2 protein-coding genes are annotated in these 1,504 nt (G+C 73.5%); both read right to left on the bottom strand.

Going from position 1 to position 1,504, the window contains the following annotated elements; all coding sequences use genetic code 11:
* Positions 1-272 precede the first annotated feature (272 nt).
* A complete protein-coding gene (locus FNH08_RS53375; protein ID WP_152778649.1) occupies positions 273-701 on the bottom strand; it encodes a DUF3618 domain-containing protein in 429 nt (142 codons plus the stop codon).
* Entirely contained in the window at positions 698-1,126 is a 429-nt protein-coding gene (locus FNH08_RS49990; RefSeq protein WP_322726679.1) for a phage holin family protein, read from the bottom strand. The genes FNH08_RS53375 and FNH08_RS49990 overlap by 4 nt, the downstream gene beginning before the upstream one ends.
* Positions 1,127-1,504: the final 378 nt, after the last annotated feature.

Genomic DNA, 1,504 nt, shown 5'->3' with positions numbered 1-1,504 from the left:
CGACGCACCCGCGGCCGCCAACGCACGCAAGGGGGTGGGTCGGGAGGTGTCCGCCCGCAGCGGCCGGCGTCCGCCGCCGAGAACCGAACACACCCACACCAGCCGCCGGACCGAGGACGGAGACCTCGCGGCCCACCCCCGACCCACGAATGAACGGCAGGCGTTCTTGGGGGCGCGGGGAACTGCGCGACAAGCCACGACGACCCCGCGGCCGCGGACGGCCGCAACCGACAACGGCGCCCGGTGCGCCGCGGAAGCGGGAAGCGGGACCGCTACTTGCGCCGGAGCCGGTGGAGGCGCCGGGAGACGTCGCGGCGGAGTGCCGCGGAGGAACGGCGGCGCCCACTCAGCAGAACCCGCGGAGCGTTGTACTGCCGCCAGGCCACCACGCCGGCGGCAGCCGCGGCGACGCCCACGCCCACACCGCCCAGCACCACGGCCCGCGGCACCCGCGCAGGCTTCCGCCCCCGCGACACCCTCGGCACCCGTTCCCGCACGGAGTGCGCCGCGTGGGACGCCGAGCCCTTCAACTCCGCCACCTGGGCCCGGGCCCGCGCCTTCACGTCGGTCTTGGAGACCAACTCCTCGACCGTGTCGCCGAGCTGATGACGCGTCATCGCTATCTGCTGCCGCAGCTCGTCGGGCCCCTTGGCCCCGGCCGAGCGCCTCGAACCGGTCGAACCGCCGGAGGTACTCGTCATCGGTGCGCCCTTCCCTTGATCTCCTCGACGTCCGCCCTGACGCTGTTGATGGTCTGCGCGGGCTTGGGTGGCGTGGCACGGCGCAACTGGGAGCGCCCCGCCACCGCCAGCACGGCGGCGATGACGAAGAGCGCTCCCGTGACGATGAGCGCGGCGGCCCACACGGGCAGCACCAGCGACAGCGCCGCGGCGCCGGTACCCGCCAGAGCTATCAGACCCACATAGCCGACGGCGCCGGCCGCACCCAGCAGCCCGCCTCCGCGGCCCGCGCGCCGCCCCTTCTCGGCCAGCTCCTCCTTGGCGAGAGCGAGCTCCTGCCGTACGAGTGTGGAGAGTTGTTCGGTTGCCTGCCCGACCAGTTCGCCGACGGAATGGTGCTCGGCCGCCGCGGGTCGCGCGGGCCTGGTGTCCAGAGTCCCGGTCACTGTGTCCGCCTCCTCTCGTCCGGGGCACTTCGGGTACCCCCGCCCGGGCCGCGCTACCCCTGCGGTGGCGCCCCGGGTCCGTGTCCGCGTTCGCCGAGCCTGGCCAGCTGGCTCTGGAACCAGTCGAGCCGCGCCTGGAGCAGCGCCGCCTCGGCGACGAGTTCGGGAACACCGAGATCACCGGGCAGCCCGGATGAACCAGATGGACCCGATGGGCCGGATGAAGTAGCTGACGCGAATGACGTCGAAGAAGTCGATGACGTGGATGCCAATGGGTCAGACGGGCTGGACGATGGATCGGACCGGCCGGACTGGCCAGACGGGCCGGACGGACCCGACGGACCGTTCGCCACCGCACCCGTGCCCCCCGTCGTCGCC

Source organism: Streptomyces spongiae (assembly GCF_009377185.1).
Classification (GTDB): Bacteria; Actinomycetota; Actinomycetes; order Streptomycetales; family Streptomycetaceae; genus Streptomyces; species Streptomyces spongiae.
The sequence above is the reverse complement of the archived record's forward strand: the minus strand, read 5'-3'. Positions and strand labels throughout refer to the sequence as shown.

Coding starts and splice junctions, on each gene's coding strand:
- FNH08_RS53375 (WP_152778649.1), bottom strand. CDS start 701: ATGACGAGTACCTCCGGCGGTTCGACCGGTTCGAGGCGCTCGGCCGGG.